14 protein-coding genes and 5 tRNA genes are annotated in these 18,759 nt (G+C 39.1%); 5 read left to right on the plus strand and 14 right to left on the minus strand.

Annotated elements, in window-relative coordinates:
- Positions 1–446 precede the first annotated feature (446 nt).
- The 5 genes from J8L70_RS01200 to J8L70_RS01220 form a co-directional block, all read right to left on the minus strand.
- Positions 447–523: transfer RNA gene (locus J8L70_RS01200), tRNA-Pro, on the minus strand.
- Between the two features lie 36 nt (positions 524–559).
- Positions 560–636, minus strand: a tRNA-Pro gene (locus tag J8L70_RS01205).
- A 14-nt stretch (positions 637–650) separates the two neighbouring features.
- A tRNA-His gene (locus J8L70_RS01210) sits at positions 651–726 on the minus strand.
- A gap of 23 nt (positions 727–749) precedes the next feature.
- Positions 750–826: transfer RNA gene (locus J8L70_RS01215), tRNA-Arg, on the minus strand.
- Between the two features lie 107 nt (positions 827–933).
- Positions 934–1,010, minus strand: a tRNA-Pro gene (locus J8L70_RS01220).
- 440 nt (positions 1,011–1,450) lie between these two features.
- Here J8L70_RS01220 and folD point away from each other — a divergent pair.
- A complete protein-coding gene (gene folD / locus J8L70_RS01225) occupies positions 1,451–2,305 on the plus strand; it encodes a bifunctional methylenetetrahydrofolate dehydrogenase/methenyltetrahydrofolate cyclohydrolase FolD (protein ID WP_211053650.1) in 855 nt (284 codons plus the stop codon).
- Positions 2,306–2,364: 59 nt separating this feature from the next.
- Here the strand turns inward: folD and cysS are convergent, their stop codons facing one another.
- Positions 2,365–3,744, minus strand: a complete 1,380-nt coding sequence (gene cysS, locus J8L70_RS01230) for a cysteine--tRNA ligase (protein ID WP_211053651.1) — start codon at positions 3,742–3,744, stop codon at positions 2,365–2,367.
- A 166-nt stretch (positions 3,745–3,910) separates the two neighbouring features.
- Between cysS and J8L70_RS01235 the strand changes: the two genes are divergently transcribed.
- The 3 genes from J8L70_RS01235 (at position 3,911) to J8L70_RS01245 (ending at position 6,052) form a co-directional block, all read left to right on the plus strand.
- A complete protein-coding gene (locus tag J8L70_RS01235) occupies positions 3,911–4,402 on the plus strand; it encodes a peptidylprolyl isomerase (RefSeq protein WP_211053652.1) in 492 nt (163 codons plus the stop codon).
- A gap of 60 nt (positions 4,403–4,462) precedes the next feature.
- Complete coding sequence (locus tag J8L70_RS01240) at positions 4,463–5,185, plus strand: UDP-2,3-diacylglucosamine diphosphatase (RefSeq protein WP_211053653.1); 723 nt, start codon at positions 4,463–4,465, stop codon at positions 5,183–5,185.
- Between the two features lie 84 nt (positions 5,186–5,269).
- Complete coding sequence (locus tag J8L70_RS01245; RefSeq protein WP_211053654.1) at positions 5,270–6,052, plus strand: transporter substrate-binding domain-containing protein; 783 nt, start codon at positions 5,270–5,272, stop codon at positions 6,050–6,052.
- A 64-nt stretch (positions 6,053–6,116) separates the two neighbouring features.
- On the opposite strand, the gene miaE is transcribed toward J8L70_RS01245, so the two are convergent.
- Positions 6,117–6,884: a tRNA isopentenyl-2-thiomethyl-A-37 hydroxylase MiaE gene (gene miaE, locus J8L70_RS01250; protein WP_211053990.1), complete on the minus strand. Its 768-nt coding sequence runs from the start codon at positions 6,882–6,884 to the stop codon at positions 6,117–6,119.
- 278 nt (positions 6,885–7,162) lie between these two features.
- Between miaE and J8L70_RS01255 the strand changes: the two genes are divergently transcribed.
- Positions 7,163–7,762: a Yip1 family protein gene (locus J8L70_RS01255; RefSeq protein WP_211053655.1), complete on the plus strand. Its 600-nt coding sequence runs from the start codon at positions 7,163–7,165 to the stop codon at positions 7,760–7,762.
- Between the two features lie 64 nt (positions 7,763–7,826).
- Here the strand turns inward: J8L70_RS01255 and purF are convergent, their stop codons facing one another.
- From purF to J8L70_RS01290, 7 genes are all read right to left on the minus strand, one after another.
- Entirely contained in the window at positions 7,827–9,353 is a 1,527-nt protein-coding gene (gene purF, locus J8L70_RS01260) for an amidophosphoribosyltransferase (RefSeq protein ID WP_211053656.1), read from the minus strand.
- An 18-nt stretch (positions 9,354–9,371) separates the two neighbouring features.
- Positions 9,372–9,866 (minus strand): CvpA family protein, encoded by a 495-nt coding sequence (locus J8L70_RS01265; protein WP_211053657.1) that lies wholly within the window; start codon positions 9,864–9,866, stop codon positions 9,372–9,374.
- A 162-nt stretch (positions 9,867–10,028) separates the two neighbouring features.
- Positions 10,029–10,736: an SPOR domain-containing protein gene (locus J8L70_RS01270; protein ID WP_211053658.1), complete on the minus strand. Its 708-nt coding sequence runs from the start codon at positions 10,734–10,736 to the stop codon at positions 10,029–10,031.
- Between the two features lie 11 nt (positions 10,737–10,747).
- On the minus strand, positions 10,748–12,013 hold the full coding sequence (folC, locus tag J8L70_RS01275; protein ID WP_211053659.1) for a bifunctional tetrahydrofolate synthase/dihydrofolate synthase: 1,266 nt from the start codon (positions 12,011–12,013) through the stop codon (positions 10,748–10,750).
- A gap of 25 nt (positions 12,014–12,038) precedes the next feature.
- The gene (gene accD / locus J8L70_RS01280; protein ID WP_211053660.1) at positions 12,039–12,914 is read right to left on the minus strand and encodes an acetyl-CoA carboxylase, carboxyltransferase subunit beta; all 876 of its coding nucleotides are present in this window, start codon (positions 12,912–12,914) and stop codon (positions 12,039–12,041) included.
- Between the two features lie 141 nt (positions 12,915–13,055).
- On the minus strand, positions 13,056–13,850 hold the full coding sequence (gene truA, locus J8L70_RS01285; RefSeq protein WP_211053661.1) for a tRNA pseudouridine(38-40) synthase TruA: 795 nt from the start codon (positions 13,848–13,850) through the stop codon (positions 13,056–13,058).
- A 130-nt stretch (positions 13,851–13,980) separates the two neighbouring features.
- Entirely contained in the window at positions 13,981–18,486 is a 4,506-nt protein-coding gene (locus J8L70_RS01290) for a FimV/HubP family polar landmark protein (protein ID WP_211053662.1), read from the minus strand.
- Positions 18,487–18,759: the final 273 nt, after the last annotated feature.

The following is an 18,759-nucleotide window of genomic DNA, read 5'->3' on the forward strand; positions in this document are numbered from 1 at the left end:
CAAGGTTATCGTCATGTGTATTGATAATTTACAGCGAGATATCGCTAATTAAGTTCACCGCTACCACCATGAGATACCATTGCTGCTCTGCCCTTAGGGCACTATGTTAAACAATAGACGCGGCATTATAACCTAATAATTATGATAGTCGAGTCTAGGGGGCAATTATTTAACCTATAAGCGATATATGATGACAAATCGCATAAAAACCAAACGATATTGAGTTTATTTAGCATTTACCAATAAAAATACTTAACAGTATTTCTCAAGATGGATTTATCGTAATGCGTAAAAAGAGGTGTGTTATACCCATCGGGCTTAAACTTTAGATAAAATAAATATATTACAGATAAGGCTTAAAAATAAAAAACGTTAGTGAGTTAAAAAAGAAGTTAAGCACTAGATATAATCGATAAAAAAGGAATTGCTGAAAAGCAGTAGAAAAGTGGTCGGCGATGCAGGATTTGAACCTGCGACCCCTTGGACCCAAACCAAGTGCGCTACCAAACTGCGCTAATCGCCGATATTACATGTTATAACTGAAAACTATATTAAGAAGTGGTCGGCGATGCAGGATTTGAACCTGCGACCCCTTGGACCCAAACCAAGTGCGCTACCAAACTGCGCTAATCGCCGATATTCTAGTAAATTGGGGTGACTGATGGGGCTCGAACCCACGACAACCGGAATCACAATCCGGGGCTCTACCAACTGAGCTACAATCACCACGGTATTTACATGTTTTCAAATGGCGCACCCGGAAGGATTCGAACCTTCGACCAACGCCTTAGAAGGGCGTTGCTCTATCCAGCTGAGCTACGGGCGCATCGAAAACTTCATAGTTTACCTGTAAGCTAATTAACAACTTAATCTATAAGCATGTTTATAACAACACTAGGTTTACCTAACTATGTTTTAACACTTATAAAAAAGTGGTCGGCGATGCAGGATTTGAACCTGCGACCCCTTGGACCCAAACCAAGTGCGCTACCAAACTGCGCTAATCGCCGATGCTTACAATTGTTAACGAGTGACCTCGTTGACAACGGGGTGCATAATAGTGATTTGACTGGGTTAGGTCAAACATTTTTTTTATAAAAACAATCAACTGCTCATTTTTAGGTCATTATGGTTAAATAATGCTAATAATTCGCGTTGAAATGTATCGAAATAATATAATTTCTAGCTCAAGGCACTCAATACAAAGTGTAAAGTGCGATGCATGTATGCTTTATTTAACTAAAAATACTGGCTGTTTTATTTTATTAATCCCTTTATATTAAAAAGTATACAAAAGCGACTTGGCGCTGTAGTGCTTTTCTGCGAAAATGTGCTGGAAATTAAAAACAAAATAAAGTGTAGATTTCTTTATTGGCATTTTACCCCTATTTTTAATGCACGTTTTTAAAGTATCAGTATCAAGTATTTAACCCCTAATTAAAGGTTTCCCATGACGGCAAACATCATTGATGGTAAAGCAATCGCAAAACAAGTAAGAAGTAATGTCGCTGAACGCGTAACCGAACGCGTAGCTAAAGGATTACGTGCTCCTGGACTTGCAGTTGTATTGGTAGGGCTCGATCCTGCTAGCCAAGTTTACGTTGGCTCTAAACGTAAGGCATGTGACGAAGTTGGTTTTGTATCTAAATCTTACGATCTTCCTATAGATACTAACGAAGATACACTTTTGTCATTAATTGACGAGTTAAACTCAGACCCTGAAATAGATGGCATATTAGTACAACTCCCATTACCAGATGGCCTTGACGCTGAAAAAATTCTCGAGCGTATCACCCCACACAAAGATGTAGATGGCTTCCACCCATATAATATTGGTCGTTTAGCACAGCGTATGCCAGCCCTGCGCCCGTGTACTCCTAAAGGCATAATAACCTTACTTGATTCAACAGGCGTAAGATATAAAGGAATGCATGCGGTTGTCGTTGGGGCATCAAATATTGTTGGTCGCCCTATGTCGCTTGAGCTGTTATTGGCCGGTTGTACCACAACGGTATGTCATAAATTTACACAAGATTTAGAAACTCATGTTCGCCGCGCTGACTTACTGGTCGTGGCCGTTGGCAAACCTGAATTCATTCCTGGTGAGTGGGTGAAAGACGGTGCCGTTGTTATTGATGTCGGTATTAATCGTTTAGAGACTGGTAAGCTTGTTGGTGACGTTGAATATAATATTGCAGAGCAAAGAGCTGATTTTATTACCCCAGTTCCAGGGGGCGTTGGCCCGATGACTGTTGCCAGTTTAATAGAAAACACATTAGAAGCCTGTGAAAAGTACCACAGCTAAAAATAGCTTCATTAAAAAAGGGTTGCCAATTGGCAACCCTTTTTAATTTTCAACATTAATTACGCTTTACGCCATGTGGTTTTACCTGCTGAATCCTCAAGCACAACCCCTAGAGCGTTTAACGCATCACGCGCTTCATCAGCCGCAGCCCAATCTTTGCTTGTTCGAGCTTCATTACGTTTCACAATCAGTGCTTCAATAGTTGCAACTTCATCGTTATCTTGAGCACCTTGTAAAAAAGTCTCAGGGTCTTGCTGCGCTACCCCTAAAACTTCACTAATAGTGCGTAATACAAACGCTAACTTAGCGGCTTCTTGGGGGTCGGTTTCTTTTACCCTATTTAGCTCTTTAGCTAGTTCAAATAAAACGGGCAACGCTTCGGGTGTATTAAAATCATCATTCATTGCAGTTCTAAATTTAGCAACGTAAGGGTTATCAGTTAAATCACATTCAACCGGGGTTACACCGCGTAACGCAGTGTAAATACGCTCAAGCGATGAACGAGCTTGATCTAAATTTTCTTGCGAATAATTAAGCTGGCTACGGTAATGCCCCGATATTAAAAAGTAACGTACCGACTCAGCATCGTACTGCTTTAGCACTTCTCGTACAGTAAAAAAGTTATCTAATGATTTAGACATTTTTTCTTTATTTACCTGCACCATACCGGTGTGTATCCAGGTATTAACGTATTTACCGTTGTTTGCACAGCATGATTGCGCAATTTCGTTTTCGTGATGCGGAAACTGAAGATCGGAGCCCCCACCATGAATATCAAAATGATCACCTAGATGCTTAGAGCTCATTGCCGAACATTCGATATGCCAACCTGGACGCCCTTCACCCCATGGCGATGACCAAGATGGTTCGCCTGCTTTGGCTTTTTTCCACAATACAAAATCCAGTGGATCATCTTTATCTTGAGCAACTTCAACACGAGAGCCCGCTTGTAACATGCTTAAATCTTGTTGCGATAGCGCACCATAGTGTTCAAAAGTAGATACATCGAAAAGTACATCACCATCTGCTGCGACATAGGCATGACCTTTTGTAATTAGGCGCTCGACCATTTCAATGATTTCACCCATATGGTTTGTCACCGTCGGTTCGACATCTGGACGTTGCATGTTTAAGTTATCAAAATCTTCATGCATAGCTTGTGTCATACGTGTAGTAAGTGCATTAATTGACTCACCATTTTCATTAGCACGTTTAATAATTTTATCGTCAACATCTGTGATATTACGCACATACTTTAAGTCGTAACCGATGTGGCGAAGGTAGCGAACAATAACATCAAACCCGACAAATGTGCGCGCATGACCAATATGACAGTAATCGTAAATTGTTATACCACACACATACATGCTGACTTTGCCGTCAACCATCGGTTTAAATTGCTCTTTTTGTCGCGTGAGTGTGTTATATATATTTACCATTTACTTTAAGTCCTCGACTATTTACATGAATGACTATGTTACCACTTGAAAAGCCCCTGCTCTAGCGCTTTATGCATATGTTTAACAAACTAAACTTGGTCTTTGTTAATCTTCGCTAACTACGATAAAATAGCCGCAATATTTAAACCAGTTAATAGGAAACTTCATGGTTGTTTTACACACTAACTTTGGTGATATCACCATTAAAATGAACGAAAACGAAGCACCAAATACCGTTAAAAACTTTTTAGAGTACGCTAACTCAGGTTTTTATAATGGCACTATTTTCCACCGTGTTATTGATGGATTCATGGTTCAAGGCGGTGGTTTTATCGCAGGCATGGAACAAAAAGAAGTAAACGATCCAATTCAAAACGAAGCTAATAATGGCCTTTCGAATAAAATCGGCACATTAGCGATGGCGCGTACACCCGATCCACATTCGGCAACAGCGCAATTTTTCATCAACGTTAACAATAACGACTTTTTAAACCACAGCAGCGAAACTTCGCAAGGTTGGGGTTACTGTGTATTTGCTGAAGTTGTTGAAGGAATGGACATCGTTAATAAAATTAAAGGTGTGGCAACAGGCAGCAACGGTTTCCATCAAGACGTACCACTTGAAGACGTGGTTATTGAAAGTGTTACTGTAAGCTAATTACATCCCTTTTTGGGAAATTTGCGGGCGCTATCGCCCGCTTTATTTGATTGAACTATTATGACTTGCCAAACATATTTTATTGCAGATTTACACCTTAGTGAAAACCGCCCTGATATTAGCGAACACTTTTATTCGTTTTTAAACACCCACATTATTAATAAACACGTCGACGCACTGTATATATTAGGAGATTTTTTTGAAGTTTGGGTTGGTGATGATTACCACACCGAGCTATCAATCACGGTTGCAAAAGCACTAAAGAAAGTAAGCGATAATGGCACCCCTGTTTATTTTATTCATGGTAATCGAGATTTCATTTTACGAGAAGCTTACGCAAAACAGGCCGGAATGACGTTATTGCCCGAGCAAGTTGTCGTCGATTTATATGGCACGGCAACCGTTATTTTACATGGCGATGAAATGTGTACTCAAGACATTGAATATCAAAAATTTAGAACAAAAAGTCGTGGTTGGTGGTGGCCTAGATTAATGCTTGCGATGCCTTTGTGGTACAGAAAAAAAGTCGCGCGTAAAGCGCGAGATAAAAGCAAAAAAAACCAAGCCAATACATCTCTCGATATTCTAGATGTCACAACCGAAAGTGTATTGCACACTTTTGCCAAGCATGGTGTAAAAAATATGATTCATGGTCATACTCACCGCCCTCATGTTCATACATACACTGTCGATGGCCAAACTTTAACACGTACCGTATTAGGCGATTGGTACACTCAAGGGTCCTATTTAGTTGTCACGCCTAATGAACAAAAATTAGTATAAATTTACATTTCTACTCATCGCTACATATACTGGGTATATGTTTATGTGCATTTACCGCTAGCAATTAAATATATAGGCCCAGTAATGATAAAAAATTTAAGCAGTACCTTACTATTATTCTTTTCTGTTAATGTTCTCGCACATCCTAGTTGGCAAATAGTCACACAAAGTTTCCCACCTTATATTTCAAGTGAAGCATCAGGTAATAGCTGGTTAGTCGATGTCACACAAGCGGCTTTATCAAGTCAAAACATAAACAGCACAATAGAGTTAACATCATGGTCACGCGCAATAAAATTAACTGAGCGTAGTAAAAGGACCGCATTATTGGGCGCTTACTATTCAAAATCACGTAATGAAGTTTTTTATTACTCGCGTGCTATTGCACAAGCAAAAACAGGTTTTTTTAAGCGCAGTGATAATAAAATTAAATACAATGGCGTATTAGATTCTATAAAAAATCACAGTATATGTGCCGGTAAAAATTATTTAGTAAGTGAAGAGTTCAGCAATAATAAAGATCTCATCGTAACAATGAGCGAAGATTTAAAAACGTGTTTAACATTATTAATTAATGGCCGTGTTGAATTAGCTGCTGGAACAAAAAAAAATGGCGAGCATATATTAAAAGAACAAGCATTAATTCCAGCAAGTAGTCAGATAAAAATTGAGTATATGGAGCCGAATATTGCGAAACATAACGTTCATTTAATTATTGCAAAGGCCGATAAGTTAGGTGCAGAAAAACTCGCTGCATTTGAAAACGGAATTGATAAAATTAAAGCAAATGGTGAGCTACAAAAGATCTTAAAAAAACATCACTTTAGTCAGCAAGAAATAGCGGATTATATCGCATTTATAAAATGATAAGCTCTTCTATAAATGCAGTGTTATTTAGCTATTTTAAAATAACACCTGCACCATAGTCACTTTATGCTATTTGTTGAGGAACGCCACTGTGAAACTTAAAATCTTCATCGGGCGATTGAATTAACTCAGCTTCTATATCAGCAAATTCTTGCACTCGCTCAGTTATATCAAAATCGGCAATGTCTTGCGCTAAAGTTAAATAATCTTGATAATGACGCGCTTCAGAACGTAATAACGATATATAAAAGTCACCTAAGCGTTTATCAACATGTGGCGCTAATTTAGCAAAACGCTCACACGAACGTGCCTCAATGTAAGCCCCCACTATTAGCTTATCAACCAGGGCATTCGGTTCAAATGTTTTCACATTACGCAGCATACCTTTAGCGTAGCGACATGGCGTAATACTTTTATATTCAACCCCATATTCATCCATGATTTCGAGCACTTGATAAAAATGATGCAACTCTTCTTTTATTAGCATCACCATTTTATCAATTAACTCTTGGCCATAAGGCGAGTTTGATTTAGGAATAATGGATTTAGTTAACTTATTTTTTGCTGCTAAATCACGCCAATTACCTTCACGTTTATAAATAAGTGTTTCAAACGGTTTTAGCCACTCAAGTAGTGCATCACTACTGTCTTTATCTACCGCATACTTACGAATTAAAAACATAGCCGACTGCGCCGCTTTAAGCTCACATATCAAATGATCAATTAATACAACGGCTAAATTTTCTTTTTTAGTCGCTTCGGTGACCCAAGCATCGGGCGTTTCACATTTTAAAAAGCTGTGTATTGGAGCAAGTAATTCTGTATACATTATTGTTAAGTGCGATTATTTAAACAGTGTGCTTATTTTAACACGAAAAACCATCGACGTTGTTTAATAAATACAATGTGGCGCAACCTTTCTTTGCTAATGATAAGGGCTCCTTTACTCTCTATATTAGGTCACAAAGAATAATTAAGCGGGTGTTTAACAAAAAAACATGAAATGTTAAAAAGCTGTAAATTTGACTTTAACTAATAACTGAACCATACCCTTAAGTGTTTCGTATAATATTTAATCTAAATTGCACTGACTATAATTGGAGAATAGATATGATATTAAATCATCTTTGGGGGTTTTATACCCATCCACTGGAAGAGTGGCAAACAATTGATAACCGCCACGAAAATGTAACTTATTGTTTATCCCATATAGTGTTAATTGCTTTATTCCCCTGTGTAATGGGTTATTACTCATCTGTATATTTAGGGTGGAGTATCGGCAGTGGCGATCTAGTATTTTTAACTGCAAGCAGTGCTATGCTCATCGCTATTATGATGTACTTTGCATTAATTGTTGGCGTATTTGCATTAGCTTATTTGTCTTATTGGATGGCGACCACATTTGGTGCTAAACCAACCTTTACACAAACACTAGAGCTTGCTGCTTATACTGCCACACCGGTATTTATGTCGGCACTCGCTGCGTTTTACCCAGCGCTTTGGTTTGTTGTTTGTATGGGTCTCATTGCATTAGCCTATTCGGTATACTTACTTTATACCGGAGTGCCAATTTTAATGCACATCCCACAAGAAAGAGGCTTTATTTATGCCAGCTCAGTGGTTACATGCGGATTAATTTTATTGGTGACTATTTTAGCAATCACCGCAATCTTTTGGACGAATGGACTAATTAGCCCCAAGTTTACTTAGAGTTAAAGATAAAAAAGGAGCAATTAAGCTCCTTTTTTATTAATTAATATCAGTTACACATTAATCAATCAGCTTCATTTTCATCTTGATTATGAATTTCTAAACCAGCAGACATTGCATTTTCTCGTGTTGATTTTGCACTATCATTACGTAATTTATCAATGTGATTTAAATAATCTTGATCAATATCTCCGGTGATATATTGCCCATCAAAAACCGAGGTTTCAAATCTAGTCACTTCTGGGTTTTCTTGGCTAACCGCTGCAACTAAATCAGATAAAGATTGGAAGATTAAGCCATCAGCTCCAATGCTTTCATTTATGTTATCAACATCACGGCCATGAGCAATTAATTCTTTAGCAGATGGCATATCAATACCATACACATTTGGGAAACGTATTTCCGGTGCCGCAGATGCAAAATACACATTTTTTGCGCCAGACTCTCGAGCCATTTCAACTATTTGTGCAGATGTAGTACCACGAACAATAGAGTCATCAACTAAAAGTACATTTTTACCTTTAAACTCACGGTCAATCGCATTGAGCTTTTGACGTACTGACTTTTTACGCTGCTCTTGTCCTGGCATGATAAACGTACGTCCAATATATCGGTTTTTTACAAACCCTTGTCGATACGGTAAATCAAGTGCTCGTGCTATTTCTAATGCGACATCACACGAAGTTTCAGGAATGGGTATCACCACGTCAATATCTTTATCAGCCCATTCACGCGAGATTTTTTCGCCGAGTTTAGTCCCCATGTTTACACGTGTTGCATAAACCGACATGTTATCTATTGTTGAATCTGGGCGTGCAAAATACACAAACTCAAAAATGCATGGTGAATATAATGACTTTTCTGAACAAGGTTTCGAATGAAATTCACCTGTTTCAGTGACATAAATTGCTTCGCCTGGTGCAACATCACGAATAAACTCAAACCCATCAGGTTTTAACGCAACACTTTCAGAAGCAAACATATATTCGGTGCCTTGCTCTGTCTCTCGCTTACCAAAAGCAAGTGGACGTACACCGTTTGGATCACGAAATGCCACAATACCGTGACCAATGATCATAGCAATCGTGGCATATCCGCCGCTTACTTTATTGTTTACTTCTGCAACAGCATTAAAAATGTCTTCTGCATCCAGTTTTAGTTTTTCTGACTTACTCAGTTCATGTGCCATGATATTAAGTAAGATTTCAGAGTCAGAAGTTGTATTAACATGACGACGAGCTTCGCTAAACAATTGCTTTTTAAGCGCTTCTGCGTTTGTTAAGTTGCCATTATGTGCTAAAGCAATACCATAAGGTGAGTTAACATAAAAAGGCTGCGCTTCTGATGAGCTAGAAGAACCAGCTGTCGGATAGCGTACATGACCAATACCAATATTACCTTGTAAACGCTTCATATGGCGGGTGTGAAAAACATCTTTCACTAAGCCATTTGCTTTGCGCAAACTAAAGGTATTATTTTCTATGGTAATAATCCCCGCGGCATCTTGGCCTCGGTGTTGCAAAACAGTTAAGCCATCATAAATCGCCTGATTTACAGGAGATGTTCCGACTATCCCAACGATACCACACATGAAATTTATCCTCGCCGATTAACGGTTTACTGAATTTAAAAAGCTTGAGTTGTTTTCTAGGTATGAGAAAAACCATTCAACAACAAAGCCAAATTCTGGAATCAAAATAGAAGTACTCCACCACTGCGTATTGGGTGCACCGGTAAAAGCATCAAGAAAGAAGAGTAACGCGCTCACGACCAACACGCCTCGTAGGGCACCAAACACTAAGCCAAAAACTCGGTCAGTACCCGATAAACCAGTACGCTGTACAAGCTCACCTAAAATATAGTTTAGTAAACCGCCTAACAAAAGCGTCGCAAAGAATAATATGGCAATGGCCGCAGCATTTCTTAAAAGGGGTTCAGAAATACTTGTTAGGAAGGAAGCTAAATATTGGTAAAATAAACTAGAGATGACAAATGCCCCAGCCCATACAGCTAAAGACATAGCTTCTTTAACGAAGCCGCGAATTAAACCTATAATGGTAGACAGTGCAATAATGCCAAGAATGGCGTAATCAACCCAGATCATAATAACCAATTAGTCGCTATTTTGGGGCGCATTTTATACCCAAACATTGTCTATTTGCAAGTTAATACGGGAGATAACCCTGTATTGATTAATGTAAATAAGCTAAATATTAGAAATACTTTTGATGGGAAAAAGCCTTGTTAAACAAGGCTTTTTATATTATCACTCGGTGACTTTAAAACGAGTGATTTTACCGTTGAGCTTAGTTAATGATTTTAATTTTGGTAATTTAGCCTGTAACTCATCTTTGTTTAATGAAGGGCCAACAAACACTTTCGTTAACGTGCCATTAGGTGTTTTTATTGGTTTAGTAAATGTAGTAAAGCCTTTCGCTTTTAATTTAGCTTGTAACGCTTTTACGTTTGCTGCATGAGAAAAGCTACCAAGCTGAATAACATAAGCCATATCACTTAAATTATCATCACTGCTGCGAGGTTCAATCTTTTCTATTTTTGCAGCAACCTTAACGTCTTCTTTAACTTCATTCACGTTCAGTTTTTTTGTTACCGCAGGTTTTTCTTCAGGTGTTTCTACTTCGTTAGCCACCGAGTCGTTATTTTGTGGCTCTACTTGTGCAGTAACAATCGCTGGCTCGCTGGCATATTGACTTTCATCATTTTCAGCAATAACTGGGCTATCTAATGGTTCAATATCCTCGATTGTCTCTTGTTTTAAAGGGCGTGCAGAGGCGACTTTATCATCGATTGATTCTTGCAAATCAATCGTTTTAAACTCTGAGCGCTCCGGTATCGCTTTAAAGCCTTCTTTATAATGTGTTTTTTCACCATCAAGAATATTGGGAATAAACACAATTGCAGCAATCACTACAATACTTGTACCTACTAAGCGATTTATAAAACCTGAGTTCACCAGAATCCTCTCTATTTTTTAAAATAATTAATAGCCGCTGCCACGGTAAAAAAAGAGCCAAATACAATAACTAACGTTTTATCGTCTTGAACAGGTAAAATTGCATCAAGCGCATCCGCTACCGTCGTGTATCCTTGATGCGCTTTATTATTCGATACCGCATCCATGGCACTTTTCATATTCTCTAGGGTATCTCCCCGAAAGCAGTCTAACCCGGCTAGAGACCATACATCAACAACATCGGTTAGCTGCGCTAACACGCCTTGTTTGTCTTTGTCAGCTAGCATAGCGGCTAAAGCATGAATTTTAAAGCCTTTATCTTTATAAGCGGTTAACTTATGTGCTAAATAACGAGCAGACTCTGGGTTGTGCGCAACATCTGTAAATAATAAAGGGTGCTGCTGTAATTGTTCAAATCGACCTTCTACTTGCAGTGAAGCTAAACAATCTTTAATGATGTTTGTCTCTGGCAGTAAACCTAACACACTTAATGTTGTTAATGCTGTTGCTGCATTTTGACAAGGGATCGCGGGCTTAGGCAAAGTCATTAAGTTATCGAGATACTGCCAAGTAAATGATTCTGTTTGCTCTGAAAATAAAAAATCAGTACCTGATAAATACATGTTTGCATTAATTTCATTCGCGTAATCGGTCATGGTATGCGGTGTATTGAGTTCACCAATAATGGCCGGTGTATTTTCACGAAAAATACCGGCTTTATCGTACGCCACTAATTCACGTGTATCACCAAGGTATTCTTTGTGATCTAAATCGATTGTAGTGATCACACTTGCATAAGGAGTCACTATATTTGTTGCATCAAAGCGCCCTCCTAAACCGACTTCTAAAAGCACAAAATCAACTGCATGGCGTTTAAAAATTGCTAATGCACCCAAAGTACCATATTCAAAATAAGTTAAAGGTGTTTCGCCTCTGCCTTGCTCTAATAAGTTAAAGGCATCGACATGATATTGGTCAGCCAATTCTTTGCCATTAATTCTTACACGTTCATTGTAATGAATAAGGTGTGGGGATGCATAAGTGCCTACGCTATAACCTTGCGCAAGTAGTAATGTTTCTAAGCAGCGTGCTGTAGTGCCTTTGCCATTGGTACCACCAATGAGCAAAATTTTACTTGAGGTGTTAAGTAAGCCAACCTGTTGAGCAACAGTGGCAACTCGCTCTAACCCCATTGCAATATTAGCTGGGTGAACGCGCTCTAAATAACAAAGCCAATCATCAAGGCTTGATGATTGGCTAGGAATGTTTTGTGTCATAGCATGTAATCGGTAAAGCTGAAATTTATGCTACTCTATGCTCTTGTTCTGTAGAAGGCAAGTTCATAAATTTAGCAAGTACTCTGGCTAAGGTATCACGCATTTCACGACGGTCAATAATCATATCAATTGCACCGTGCTCTAATAGGAACTCACTACGCTGAAAGCCTTCTGGTAATGTTTCACGTACAGTTTGCTCAATAACGCGCGGTCCTGCAAATCCAATTAATGCTTTTGGTTCAGCAACGTTAATATCGCCAAGCATAGCTAGTGATGCAGATACTCCCCCCATTGTTGGGTCTGTCATTACCGAAATAAAAGGTAGGCCTTTTTCGCTCATTTTAGCAAGGGCTGCACTTGTTTTTGCCATTTGCATTAACGACATTAATGCCTCTTGCATTCGTGCACCGCCTGATGCTGAGAAACAGATTAATGGCATATCATATTTTAAACACTGATCAACTGCATCGACAAACCGAGCACCCACAACCGATGCCATAGAGCCACCCATAAAAGAGAACTCAAAGGCAACAGCAGCAACTGGAATGCCTTTTAAGCGTCCTTTCATAGCAACTAACGCATCTTTTTCGCCACTGGCTTTTTGTGCTGCAGAAATACGGTCTGAATACTTTTTAGAATCTTTAAACTTTAATACGTCTTTAGGTTCATGTTCGCTACCTAGCTCAACACGCTCCCCTTCATCTAAAAAATTCTCTAAACGCTTACGACCTGAAACACGCATGTGGTGGTCGCACTTAGGACAAACGTTTAATGACTTCTCTAACTCTGCTTTGTATAAAATTGAATCACACGCTGTGCATTTAGCCCAAACGCCCTCTGGAATTTCTTTACGACCAGATGATTTAGTCGTTTTAGGTAAGATCTTTTCTAACCAACTCATTAGCAACTCTCTTCAAGCTATTGTGTGCCGTGAGTCTGCATACATAGTTGCAGACAAATTTTTTCAATTAAAACATGAATTACGTTTATACGGTATAAAAAACTGGTCTTAGTAGTGGCGAAACCAGAACAGTTTTACCAATTAATTATCTGAATCAGGTAAAAATAGCGGCCCTAACGGGGTTGATGGAATACTAAAATGCTCTGGGTAATCAACATCAACTAAATACAAACCGGCTGCTTTCGCCGTCGCACTCGCTTTTGCACGCTCCTTATAATCAAGAAGTTCTTTTAACCAGTCTGGCTCATGTTTATGTAACCCAATGTCCATTAAACAACCGGTAATATTACGAACCATATGGTGTAAAAATGCATTCGCTTTGATATCGATTATGACATAGTCACCTTGGCGCTTTACCGATAAATGATGAATAGTACGTGTCGCGGTATTAGCCTGGCAATGTAAAGCACGAAAGGAAGTAAAATCATGCTCCCCTATTAAATACTGGCAAGCTTGCTGCATTTTAATTTCATCTAATGGATGGTGAAAATGCGTCACCCCTTCATTCATAACCGCACCACGATAAGCATAGTTATAAATCACATAACGGTAACGCCTCGCTGTAGCACTAAAGCGAGCATGAAAATCTTCAGCCACAGGCTTTGCAAAACGAATAGCGATATCTTTAGGTAATAAAGTATTCATACCCATAGTGAATGCGACCATTTCACGATCGGCATGCGTATCAAAATGAACCACTTGTCCAGTACCATGCACACCGGCATCAGTACGACCTGCACACACGATTTCAACTGGGTGGTTACAAATGCGCGACAATGCTTTTTCTACTTCTTGCTGAACGCTATTTACATGAGATTGACGTTGCCATCCACTATAACGTGCGCCATTGTATTCAACTCCCAGTGCTACTCGCATAATTACTATTTTACCTACAGTGCTAATGAACGAGGCATTTTATGCTATCTATGCTTGCAATAAAAGCAACTCGTCATATAAAAAAAGGGGTAAACCCTGTTTACCCCTTTATATAACATTACATTTTTATTTATTTAAGCTTTTCTTTTAATGTGAGTGCTTCTTGTTGCACTTCATCAGGGCCATTTTCTATCACTTCATTAATCACTTCTAATGCTGAGTCAAAATCGTCTATTTCGATATAAGCACGAGCTAAATCTAACTTTGCACTATATCCATTGCTTTCATTGTCAACATCGGTTGGGTTATCACCCGCAAGTAAGCTTTCGAAATCACCTAAGCCAACGTCCATATCCACATCATTATAAGGTTCATGCTCTAACTCAGCATCATCACTTTGTTCAATTAGAGAATCAATATCAACTAACTCTTGATCGGTGTCATTTACTTTTTCAACCGCAGTATCATCAATATCTAAGTTGTTTGGTAGCGCTTCAACATCTTCTAAATCTTCGGCAAGTAAGCTATCAAAATCAACATTAAACTCTTCACTATCTTCTATATTTAATGGCTCTGCCTCTGCCAGCTCATTTAATAAAGAGTCAAAGTCGGTTTGTGTGAAGTCCGCCATAAACTCATCATCAAGCGTTTCATCAGCAATCACTTCATTGCTAGTAGCGGTCGCCTCTTGCATGGCTAATGTTTCTTCATCGGCAGGCGTTTGCGCCGCTAATTCATCGGTAAATGCTTCATCTAATAGGCTATCATCAAATGATGAGTTTACAGACTCAGTCGCGTCTTTATCCTCGCTTTGCGTTTGTGTGGCGTACTCATCTTCAATAATAACTTCGTCATCAAATTCATCGTCAAGACTATCAAAATCATTGTCTTGGGTAATTGCATTTGCCAAGTCTCGCTCAGCCTGACTCGTTGATTGCTCGGTCTCAATATCAACCGTAGAGTCATCGGTATCACTGTCTAAATCGGTAAGTTCATCTTCATTTAACTCAAGGACGGGATAACTTTCAAGTTCTTCACTTATTGTTACCGACTCTTGCGAATCATCAAGGGTTACCGTTTCCTCGTCATTGAAAAGATCAATGTCATCATTGATAACGTCTAATGGGTCATCACCTAAGTCAATTTCAATTTCGTCAGTATCATCAAGCTCTTCAGTACTCCACTGTGGAGGCTCTACGTACTCATCATCGCTTACTTGTTCTATCTCATTGAGCAGCTCATCTACACTTTTTAAAGTATCGTCGTTATATTCATCTAACGCATCTTCAGGGTCTAAAAGTGTTGTCGAGGTGTCAGTAAAATCATCTGAAACTTCAAGCTCAGGCTCTTCTACAAGCGCTGGTTCTTCTAAAAATTCAGGTTCTTCTACAGGCTCAGGTTCTTCTACAGGCTCAGGTTCTTCTAAAAGCTCAGGCTCTTCTAAAAGCTCAGGCTCTTCTAAAAGCGCTGGTTCTTCTACAAGCTCTGGCTCTTCTACAAGCTCAGGCTCTTCTAAAAGCGCTGGTTCTTCTACAAGCTCTGGCTCTTCTACAAGCTCAAGTTCTTCTAAAAGCTCAGGCTCTTCTACAAACTCGGGTTCTTCTAAAAGCTCAGGTTCTTCTAAAAGCTCAGATTCTTCTATAAGCTCAGGTTCTTCTAAAAGCTCAGGTTCTTCTAAAAGCTCAGGCTCTTCTACAAGCTCAGGCTCTTCTAAAAGCTCAGGCTCTTCTAAAAGCGCTGGCTCTTCTAAAAGCGCTGGCTCTTCTACAAGCTCAGGCTCATCGGAAACCTCAGGTTCTTCTAAAAGCTCTGGCTCTTCTACAAGCTCAGGTTCATCCAAAAGCTCAGGCTCTTCTAAAAGATCAGGTTCTTCTATAAGCTCTGGCTCTTCTACAAGCTCAGGTTCTTCTACAAGCTCAGGCTCTTCTAAAAGCTCAGGTTCTTCTATAAGCTCAGGCTCATCGGAAAGCTCAGGCTCTTCTAAAAGCGCTGGTTCTTCTAAAAGCTCAGGTTCTTCTAAAAGCTCAGGTTCTTCTAAAAGCTCAGGTTCTTCTAAAAGCTCAGGCTCTTCTAAAAGCTCAGGTTCATCTAAAAGCTCGGGCTCTTCTTCGTCAACTAATGTTGATGCAAATGATTCAGCTTCTTCTGAGTTAAAATTTTCACTCGCTTGTGCTAAGTCTTCAATTGAATCAGATAAAGCCGCATTTAATTGCGTATCGTGGCTAGAAGCAGGTTCATCTTCGTCGACTAATTCATCAGCTAAAGCTATTAGCTCTTGCTCTGTCGGCTGTGCGTCAACTGCTAGGCCTGCCGCTGTTAACTCGCTGTCGTCTTCATCAACTAACTCATCAGCTAAAGTTGTTAACTCTTGCTCTGTAAACTCGTGTGATTGATCATCAGCCGCTTCATCAAGCAAACCGTCAATGTCATCTAAATCAAACTCTTCTTCATCAACCAATTCATCTGTTTGTGCTGAGTCAGTTGCCGAGTCAGCCGCTTCATCAATCAGTCCATCAATGTCATCTAAATCAAAGTCATCTTCATCAACCAGCTCATCCGTTTGTACTGAGTCAATGGCCGAGTCAGCCGCTTCATCAAGCAAGCCGTCAATGTCATCTAAATCAAAGTCATCTTCATCAACCAGCTCATCCGTTTGTACTGAGTCAGTTGCCGAGTCAGCCGCTTCATCAAGCAAGCCGTCAATGTCATCTAAATCAAAGTCTTCTTCATCAACCAATTCATCTGTTTGTGCTGAGTCAATTGCCGAGTCAGCCGCTTCATCAATCAGTCCATCAATGTCATCTAAATCAAAGTCTTCTTCATCAACCAATTCATCTGTTTGTGCTGAGCCAATGGCCGAGTCAGCCGCTTCATCAATCAGTCCATCAATGTCATCTAAATCAAAGTCATCTTCATCAACCAATTCATCTGTTTGTGCTGAGTCAGTTGCCGAGTCAGCCGCTTCATCAATCAGTCCATCAATGTCATCTAAATCAAAGTCTTCTTCATCAACCAATTCATCTGTTTGTGCTGAGCCAATGGCCGAGTCAGCCGCTTCATCAATCAGTCCATCAATGTCATCTAAATCAAACTCATCGTCGAGTTCGCTTGAAGCTATATCCGTATTTTGCTGCACTTCATCGTCAGATTGAGCGTCGGTTGCCCCGTCAATTAAACTATCTATATCATCTAAATTGAATTCATCATCATCAAAATTATTACTTGGCTCTGATGCTATATCGATACTATCGGCTGATTCTTCTATCAAGCTATCTATATCAAAATCATCATCTTGAGCTAGCTCTTCGCTTAGTGCAGCAATATCATCTTGCTCTGGGGTACTCTCATCTGATTTAGCATCACTGCTATCATCGTCAATCTCATTAAATAGACTATCTAAATCATCTGAACTTAAAATATCACCGTCATTTTGCTGTTCATCAACATCAAGCGTAATATCTTCAAGGCTATCATCGTCTTGGTCGAAACCTTGCTGCATAAAGATATCAACATCATCATCGGTTTTTTCATCATCAAAAACGATATCATCATCAAGTAGCCCCTCAATCTCATCTTGCTCAAGAATGGGGCCATCCTCTGCGAAATCATCTAGCTCATCATCAAGCGCATCATCTTGTGAAAGCGTATCGTCTAGCTGAACACTAATATCATCTAAAGGATCGGGAATTATAGGATCATCGTGATTAAAGTTATCACTTTCACCACCGACAACTGGGGCTTGTGGTAAAAAGTCATCTTCGTCGTTCGGTACTTCATCGCTGTTTTTACGCTTGCGTAAAAACATAAAAATAGCAAAAATAATAGCGAGCCCCGGGATTGTCATTAACAAGGCTAACACAATAGGATTACTAAGCAGTTGTGAAAAATCGATGCTTTCACTCTCTTTCATTTTCTCTGCTTTTTGCTGGGCAATTAATTCATTCTGCTGAGCGATTAACTCTTTTAATTGTTGTTGTATTTCGCTGTCTTGCCCTAATTGTTTTTTTACATTTTCAAGTTCACTTGAAATACCGGTTAGCTGTTGTTTGAGTTTATTATTTTCATCTAAGATGGCTTCTACATTATTAACCGAAGATTTGAATTGTTGTTGCAACTCAATTAACTGAGTCGTTTGCTCTGCTTTAATTGTATTAATTTCTTGTTTTAATTCTTTTTTAGCATCGTCTACATCAATTTTGCGTGCTTGAGTGACCTTGGTTTGGGCTGTACTAATATCAGTTTGAGTGAGAGTGCCATTTTTTTTCTTTTCCCAAAGCTCATCATCTTGCTCAGAACGCTGTTTTGCTAATTGTGGGTTTACATTACGAATTTCGCTTAAAGAAGGGATCTTTAAGTAGGCGCCGCTTCTCATGTGATTGAGGTTTTGTTCATGAAAAGATTGAGGGTTTTTATTATATAAAGCTTGCATAACTTGATATATAGATACCGAGTTATTAGGACGTACTTTCGCTGCAATACGCCACAGTGTATCAGTCGATTTTATAGGGCCAATAGATCGACCTTGCTCACCGTAATCAACACCTTTAGGTCCTTTAAGCTGGCCACTGTCTTGTGCATCAACACAGGTTACTGACAAGGCAGACGCTAATAATAAAAATGAAACTAAACCGCGCATGCTGATCCTTTAATATAATAAATGTTAATAATGTACCTGATAAACAGACACAGAAACACTAAACTCTGGAGATTACCAGCCTATTGACCGATACATCTTTTTTCTTTCAATCTATTTTTATTGCAATCTTCATTCCAGATACAAACTATAAACCAGTTACTATGTAATATCCATTGCAACACTTTGAAAATGAATACTAAAAAAAACAATTAGACTAAGCTTAACAACTAATTTAAATAAATTTACAACAAAATTAATACCATGCGGCAATTT

It is taken from the genome of Pseudoalteromonas sp. MMG010, from assembly GCF_018100905.1.
In the GTDB taxonomy this organism is placed as follows: domain Bacteria; phylum Pseudomonadota; class Gammaproteobacteria; order Enterobacterales; family Alteromonadaceae; genus Pseudoalteromonas.